The following is a 6,544-nucleotide window of genomic DNA, read 5'->3' on the forward strand; positions in this document are numbered from 1 at the left end:
CCCAGCTCGACGGAAGGCCGGCACCCCGGGGAGGGGTGCCGGCCTTCCGTCGTCCGCCGGGCCGACCGCCCGGATCACCGGTCGGTGATGGTGGTGGGGGACCAGCCGGCGTGGTCGTCCTTGTAGAAGTAGGCCGGGGCGCCCTTCAGGCCGGCGGTGCGGAAGGGCTTGTCCTGGCGGTCGCCGATCCGGAGCTTCCCCTGGCGGTCGCCGCTGGTCCAGGCCACGTCCAGGTACCAGGAGACGTCCTGGGAGACGGTGCCGGCGTCGATGTTCAGCACCTGGGGGTCGGTGGCCGAGACGGTGTAGGGGAAGTTGGTGGTCCTGCCCTTGACGTTGCCCTCCATGGCCGGGACGGGCACCGGCCGCGGGGCCGACGCGTCGAGGTCGACGGCGAAGGCCGCCGGGGTCAGCTCGCCGCCGCAGCCCGAGCCCATCATGTAGGCGTTCCACTTCGGGGCCGGCTTCACGTCGACCACGTGCACGTACAGGGCCTGGAGGACGACCGGCTTGGCCTCGGAACCCTGTGCGGTCAGTTGCAGGCGCAGGTGCCCGCCGGGGAGGGCGTTCTGCGCGGCGGCCCAGCTGTCCGTCTGCTGGTTCTCCGGGGGAGCGGGCACGGAGCGCGGGGACTTCGGGCTGAGGAACCACTGACCGCAGACGCTGCCCCAGTTGTCCGTCAGGACGCTGACGTGGAAGGGCGGCTTGTCGTCCTCGGGGGCGGACGTCGCCGAGGTGGTGGGAGCGGACGGGGACGCGGTGGCCTCCGCGGCCGGGGCGGTGGCCGCGGCCGTGGGGGAGGGAGCCGGCGCCGGCGCGAGTGCGGGCACGGGCCCGGTGGCCGACGGCGGGGGGCTCGCGACCGGGGTGCCGGTGCCGGTGTTCAGGGCGACCACGGGGATCACCGCGGCGGCCACGGCGGCGACGGCGGCCGCGCTCAGCAGGACGCGGACATTGGGCCGCCGACGGGGCCGCTCCGGGTCGGCCGGGCCGTCGACGGGCGAGGGCTCCGGCCCGACGACGGGTTCGGTCTCGGGCACGCCCTCCGGTTCGGGCGCCGCCGGAGGGGGCGGAGTCGGTGCCGCCGAAGCCGTCGGTGCCGGTGCCGCCGCCGGCGCGGACGGCTCCCTGCGGCGGGACGCGTCCGCGAGGATCCAGCGGCGGTGCAGCTCGACGAGTTCGTCGGGGCCCGCCCCGCAGACCCGCGCGAGCCGCTCCACCGGCGCGTACTCGTTCGGGACGGCGGCGCCGTTGCAGTAGCGGTGCAGCGTGGAGGTGCTGACGTGCAGCCGGGCCGCGAGCGTTCCGTAACTGCGGCCCGAACGGTCCTTCAGCGCACGCAGCATCGCCGCGAACTCGTCCGTCTCCACGCTCATGTCGGCATCCCCCTCGTTCCGGTCCGGCGTTCCAGGCTTCCCCGAATCCGCAGCTCACGGTACCTGTCGCCGTTCCAGCGTCCCGAACTGCCCGGCAAGGCTGGCGGCCGGGACGGACCGGGAGCCAGTGTTCGGTCAGCGGCAGCCCGTGACCCCGACGGCGCGGTGCCCGAACCGACCACGCCCTCGGCGGAGGAGAGAAGACCCATGCCCGTGAAGCGAATCCTGATCCCCGGTGCCCTGCTCGTGCTCGGCACGGCCGCCCTCACCGGGTGCTCCGGCGGCCCGGTCGCCGCCACGCCGGCGCCGAAGGCCGTCGCGGCGGTGCCGAGTGCGGTGTCGAGTGCGGTGCCGAGCACCGCGCCGAGTGCCGTGCCGTCCGTGGCCCCGGCCGCCGCGGCCTCCCCGGCGCCGGCGGGTGCCCCCGCCGAGACCCCGACGGGCGCACCCGCCGCGGCACCCGTGAAGGCCCCCGCCGCGGCGCCCACGAAGGCGCCGGTGGCAAGGCCGACGGCGGCCCCCGCCGGAACGGGCTCGCAGGGCGGGGCGTCCCGGCCCGGCAAGCCCGCGGCCCCGGCGGCCCCCGCCGGCGCGCCCGCCCCCGGCCCGACGCCGTACTGCACCGCCGCGCAGCTCGCCGTCACCGCGACCCCCGCCCCGGCGGGCCGGCTGCTGCTCACCGCCCGCAACGCCTCCACGAGCCCGTGCGACCTCGGGTTGATCGGGCTGGTCACCTTCGACGGCGGGACGAAGGCGGCCGTCCCGGACGGTCTCGGCGGCGGGCCCAACATCCTCAAGCCGGGGGAGTCCGGCTACGAGGCGGTCGAGCTGGTCCGGCCCGGTGCACCCGGAAGCGGCGCCAACGCGTTGAAGCTCATGGTCACGTTCGACGGCGGCGCCACGGTGACCGTCGACGCCAAGGCCTTCGTCCACGGCCCCTCGGTCGACACGTGGCGGCCCACCGCGGCCGACGCCGTCCGGCCGTGACCCCCGGGCCCCCGGTGACCCCGGGACCCCCGACAGTCATCCGAATCGAAGAACCGAAACCGAGAAGGCGAGTCCGTCCGCATGCGCAAGCCGAAGCGAATCCACATGAGCATCCCGCTGGTCGCCGCCGGTCTGGTGGCCGCCGCCGCCTCGCCGGCCGCCGCCGTGCACGGCGGTTCCGACACCACCACCGCGGCCAACCCGTTCGTCGTGGCGCTGGAGACCCCGGCCGGCGAGCAGTGGTGCACGGGGGCCCTGATCGCGCCCACCAAGGTGCTCACCGCCGGCCACTGCATCGCCGAGGCGGGTGACCCGGCCGGGCTGCGGGTGATCGCCGGCCGGACCGACCTGACGAGCTCCGCCGGGCAGGTGCGGCACGTGAAGAGCTACAAGCTCGACCCCCGGTACACCGACGGCCTCCAGCACGACTCGGCCGTCATCACCCTGGACCGGCCGCTTCCCCACCGCACGGTCCGGGTGGCGCGGCAGCGCGACGAGGGGCTGTACCGGAACGGCGCCACGGCCACCGTCTACGGCTTCGGCCGCACCGGCACCGACGGGCCGGGCACGCGTCTCAAGCAGGCGACGCTCACCCTCGCGCCGCTCGCCGACTGCGACCCCTACACCTGGCCCGGCGACACCCCGGCCCTCAAGGCCTGCGGCGCGCCCAAGCCGGGGAAGACCGACAGCGTCTGCAAGGGCGACTCGGGCGGGCCGCTGGTCGCGAACGGCGTGGTGATCGGCATCGTCTCGACCGGCAACCACTACTGCGACGACCAGCAGCCGCTCTCCGTCTTCACCAGGGCCACGGACGTCCCGGCGGAGATCCTGCGCTAGGGCGAAGACCTGGCACGGGACGGGCGCGTGATCGGTGCCACGGCGGTTCGGCTCCGGCCGTCGACGCCGTGGACCGTCTCAGACAATCTCCGGTGGAGGACTACACGCCCGACACGGCCCGCATCCACGCGAGGCTGATGGCGTACGTCCGACGACAGGGCAAGCCCCGGGGCGCGCACGATCTGATCATCGCGGCAACGGCGGTGGCCACCGCGCGAACCGTGGTGACGGCCGATCCGCCCGCCGCGTTCGCCGACCTGCCGGGTGTGCAGGCGATCACGCTGCGCCCGTCCGGCTGAGGCCCCGCAACAACGCCCGGGCCCCCGGAACGGTCGCGTTCCGGGGGCCCGGGCGTGGGCGGAAGGGGGGATCAGCACTCGATGACGTTGACGGCGAGGCCGCCGCGGCTCGTCTCCTTGTACTTGATCTTCATGTCGGCGCCGGTCTCCTTCATGGTCTTGATCGCCTTGTCGAGGGAGACGTGGTGGCGGCCGTCGCCGCGCAGGGCCATCCGGGCGGCGGTGACGGCCTTGACGGACGCCATGCCGTTGCGCTCGATGCAGGGGATCTGGACCAGGCCGCCGACCGGGTCGCAGGTGAGGCCGAGGTTGTGCTCGATGCCGATCTCGGCGGCGTTCTCGACCTGCTCGGGGCTGCCGCCGAGGACCTCCGCGAGACCGCCGGCCGCCATCGAGCAGGCGGAGCCGACCTCGCCCTGGCAGCCGACCTCGGCGCCGGAGATGGAGGCGTTCTCCTTGAAGAGCATGCCGATCGCGCCGGCGGCGAGGAGGAAGCGGACGATGCCGTCCTCGTCCGCGCCCGGGATGAAGTTCAGGTAGTAGTGCAGGACGGCGGGGATGATGCCGGCCGCACCGTTGGTCGGGGCGGTGACGACGCGGCGGCCGGAGGCGTTCTCCTCGTTGACGGCCATCGCGTAGAGGGTGACCCACTCCATCGCGTTGGCCGGGCCGATGCCCTCGGCGCGCAGGGCGCGGGCGCCCGAGGCGGCGCGCCGGCGGACCTTGAGGCCGCCGGGGAGGATGCCCTCGCGGGACATGCCGGCCCGGACGCACTCCTGCATGACCCGCCAGATCTCCAGCAGACCGGCCCGGATCTCCTCCTCCGTCCGCCAGGCCTTCTCGTTCTCCAGCATCAGGCCGGAGATGGACAGGCCGGTCTCGCGGGTGAGGCGCAGCAGCTCCTCGCCGGTGCGGAAGGGGTACTTCAGCGCGGTGTCGTCGGGCTTGACCCGGTCGGCGCCGATCGCGTCCTCGTCGACGACGAACCCGCCGCCGACCGAGTAGTAGGTCTTCTCCAGCAGGGCCGAGCCGTCGGCGGCGTAGGCCCAGAGGGTCATGCCGTTGGCGTGGTACGGCAGCGAGCGGCGCCGGTGCAGCACGAGCTGGCTGCCGGGGTCGAAGTCGATGGCGTGGACGCCGAGCAGGTTCAGCCGCTTCTCGGCGGTGATCCGCTCGACGTCGGCGTCGGCCTGGTCGACGTCGACGGTGCGCGGGGAGTTGTTCTCCAGGCCCAGCAGGACGGCCTTGGGCGTCCCGTGGCCGTGGCCGGTGGCGCCGAGCGAGCCGAACAGCTCGGCGCGCACGCTCGCCACGTCGGTCAGCAGGCCCTCGGACTTCAGGCGGCGGGCGAACATCCGGGCGGCGCGCATCGGGCCGACGGTGTGGGAGCTCGACGGGCCGATGCCGATGGAGAAGAGGTCGAAGACGCTGATGGCCACGGAGGACGTCCTTGTCTGGTCTCGTGGAAGGTGGAGCAGGCGGGGTACCGGCACGGAACGGGGCACCGCGCGCACTGTCCAGTGTGCGCGGTGCCCCGGAATCCGAGGTGGACCGGCGGGGTGAGGCCGGTCACCTACGGCCGAACTACAGGTTGGGGTAGAGCGGGTACTTGTCGGCGAGGGCGGTGACCCGGGCCTTCAGCTCGGCGGCGACGGTCTCGTCGAAGGCGGGCTTGAGCGCCTCGGCGATGATGTCGGCGACCTCGCGGAAGTCCTCGGCCTGGAAGCCGCGGGTGGCGAGGGCCGGGGTGCCGATCCGCAGGCCGGAGGTGACCATCGGCGGGCGCGGGTCGTTCGGGATCGCGTTGCGGTTGACCGTGATGCCGACCTCGTGGAGGCGGTCCTCGGCCTGCTGGCCGTCGAGCTGGCTGTTGCGCAGGTCGACCAGGACCAGGTGGACGTCGGTGCCGCCGGAGAGCACGGAGGCGCCGGCCTCGGCGACGTCGGCCTGGAGCAGGCGCTCGGCGAGGATCCGGGCGCCGTCCAGGGTGCGCTGCTGGCGCTCCTTGAACTCCTCGGACGCGGCGACCTTGAAGGCGACGGCCTTGCCCGCGATCACGTGCTCCAGCGGGCCGCCCTGCTGGCCGGGGAAGACCGCGGAGTTGATCTTCTTGGCCCACTCGGCCTTGGAGAGGATGACGCCGCCGCGCGGGCCGCCCAGGGTCTTGTGGGTGGTGGTGGTGACCACGTCCGCGTACGGCACCGGGTTGGGGTGCAGGCCCGCGGCGACCAGGCCGGCGAAGTGCGCCATGTCGACCATCAGCAGGGCACCGACCTCGTCGGCGATGCGGCGGAACGCGGCGAAGTCCAGCTGGCGCGGGTAGGCGGACCAGCCGGCGATGATCAGCTTGGGCTGGTGCTCCTTGGCGAGGCGCTCGACCTCGGCCATGTCGACCTGGCCGGTCTTGTCGTCCACGTGGTACGCGGCGACGTTGTAGAGCTTGCCGGAGAAGTTGATCTTCATGCCGTGGGTCAGGTGACCGCCGTGGGCCAGGGACAGGCCCAGGATGGTGTCGCCCGGCTGGATCAGCGCGAACATCGCGGCGGCGTTGGCCTGCGCGCCGGAGTGCGGCTGGACGTTGGCGTGCTCGGCGCCGAACAGGGCCTTGATCCGGTCGATCGCGATCTGCTCGACCACGTCGACGTGCTCGCAGCCGCCGTAGTAGCGGCGGCCGGGGTAACCCTCGGCGTACTTGTTGGTCAGCACCGAGCCCTGGGCCTCCATGACCGCCACCGGGGCGAAGTTCTCGGAGGCGATCATTTCCAGGGTGGTCTGCTGGCGGTGCAGCTCGGCGTCGACCGCGGCGGCGATCTCGGGGTCGAGCGAGTGCAGGGACTGGTTGAGAACCGTCATGGTGTGGTCTTCCCGGGAGGAGAGAAGGAGGTCCCGCGCGTGGCACGCCCCCGCGGGGGTGGCGGCGGGCGACGGGAGGGAGGGACGGCCGGCGGCGGGGGGGGGGGGCCGCCGGGGGGGCCCCCCCCGGGGGGGGGGGGCCGGCGGGGGGGTGGGGATGTGTAACAAAAAACAAACCCACCACCAAGTGAA

Annotated in this window: 6 protein-coding genes; 3 read left to right on the forward strand and 3 right to left on the reverse strand. The window is 73.8% G+C overall.

The genetic code is table 11. The features are described from left to right. Window positions 1-74: 74 nt before the first annotated feature. A complete protein-coding gene (locus ACFC1F_RS02205) occupies window positions 75-1,376 on the reverse strand; it encodes a helix-turn-helix domain-containing protein (RefSeq protein WP_376155020.1) in 1,302 nt (433 codons plus the stop codon). Between the two features lie 207 nt (window positions 1,377-1,583). Here ACFC1F_RS02205 and ACFC1F_RS02210 point away from each other — a divergent pair, with 207 nt between their 5' ends. The 3 genes from ACFC1F_RS02210 (at window position 1,584) to ACFC1F_RS02220 (ending at window position 3,499) form a co-directional block, all read left to right on the forward strand. After that, window positions 1,584-2,363 carry a hypothetical protein gene (locus ACFC1F_RS02210; RefSeq protein ID WP_376155022.1) on the forward strand — a complete coding sequence of 260 codons (780 nt, stop codon included), beginning with the start codon at window positions 1,584-1,586 and terminating at the stop codon, window positions 2,361-2,363. Between the two features lie 105 nt (window positions 2,364-2,468). After that, complete coding sequence (locus tag ACFC1F_RS02215; RefSeq protein WP_376155024.1) at window positions 2,469-3,200, forward strand: trypsin-like serine protease; 732 nt, start codon at window positions 2,469-2,471, stop codon at window positions 3,198-3,200. Window positions 3,201-3,292: 92 nt separating this feature from the next. Continuing rightward, a complete protein-coding gene (locus ACFC1F_RS02220) occupies window positions 3,293-3,499 on the forward strand; it encodes a hypothetical protein (protein WP_376155026.1) in 207 nt (68 codons plus the stop codon). Window positions 3,500-3,570: 71 nt separating this feature from the next. On the opposite strand, the gene ACFC1F_RS02225 is transcribed toward ACFC1F_RS02220, so the two are convergent. Together ACFC1F_RS02225 and glyA are read right to left on the reverse strand one after the other, a co-directional pair. Further along, the gene (locus ACFC1F_RS02225) at window positions 3,571-4,938 is read right to left on the reverse strand and encodes an L-serine ammonia-lyase (RefSeq protein WP_376155028.1); all 1,368 of its coding nucleotides are present in this window, start codon (window positions 4,936-4,938) and stop codon (window positions 3,571-3,573) included. A gap of 145 nt (window positions 4,939-5,083) precedes the next feature. After that, on the reverse strand, window positions 5,084-6,352 hold the full coding sequence (gene glyA, locus ACFC1F_RS02230) for a serine hydroxymethyltransferase (protein WP_376155029.1): 1,269 nt from the start codon (window positions 6,350-6,352) through the stop codon (window positions 5,084-5,086). Window positions 6,353-6,544 lie beyond the last annotated feature (192 nt).

The sequence above is a fragment of the Kitasatospora sp. NPDC056181 genome, assembly GCF_042266225.1.
Classification (GTDB): domain Bacteria; phylum Actinomycetota; class Actinomycetes; order Streptomycetales; family Streptomycetaceae; genus Kitasatospora.

What these genes read in the sequence shown, in the direction of transcription:
- ACFC1F_RS02205 (WP_376155020.1), bottom strand. Translation starts at nt 1,376, where the DNA reads ATGAGCGTGGAGACGGACGAGTTCGCGGCGATGCTGCGTGCGCTGAAG.
- ACFC1F_RS02210 (WP_376155022.1), top strand. Translation starts at nt 1,584, where the DNA reads ATGCCCGTGAAGCGAATCCTGATCCCCGGTGCCCTGCTCGTGCTCGGC.
- ACFC1F_RS02215 (WP_376155024.1), top strand. Translation starts at nt 2,469, where the DNA reads ATGAGCATCCCGCTGGTCGCCGCCGGTCTGGTGGCCGCCGCCGCCTCG.
- glyA (WP_376155029.1), bottom strand. Translation starts at nt 6,352, where the DNA reads ATGACGGTTCTCAACCAGTCCCTGCACTCGCTCGACCCCGAGATCGCC.